Genomic DNA, 426 nt, shown 5'->3' with positions numbered 1-426 from the left:
GGTCGCGCGGGGGAGCCCGAGCGCCTGATGATCGATGCGACCCACCTCAAGGCGCACCGGACAGCAGCCAGCCCTCTCAAAAAGGGGATGTTCCCCGCCGTATCGGGCGCACCAAGGGCGGCCTGAACTCCAAGCTCCATGCCGTCTGTGACGGCAAGAGCCGCCCCGTGGTCCTGCTGCTGTCCGAAGGTCAGATGAGCGACCACAAAGGGGCAGCCCTGATGCTGCCCCGCCTGCCACGCGCCAAGGAGCTGCTCGGCGACAAGGGCTACGACAGCAACCGCTTCCGCGAGGCCCTGACCGAGCGCAGCATCGCGCCCTGCATACCCTCAAGCAAGAGCCGCAAGGTCCCGATCCCCTATGACAAAGCCCTCTACCGCCAGCGGCACCGCATCGAGAACATGTTCGGCCGCCTGAAGGACTGGC

General features: G+C 66.7%; 1 pseudogene. It reads left to right on the top strand.

Annotated features, from left to right (window positions below):
• Window positions 1-426: pseudogene (locus D9599_RS30935) on the top strand (IS5 family transposase); the annotation flags it as partial.

It is taken from the genome of Roseomonas sp. KE2513, assembly GCF_016107305.1.
Taxonomy (GTDB): domain Bacteria; phylum Pseudomonadota; class Alphaproteobacteria; order Acetobacterales; family Acetobacteraceae; genus Roseomonas.
Note: the sequence above shows the minus strand (reverse complement) of the source record. Positions and strands in the feature narration are given on the sequence as shown.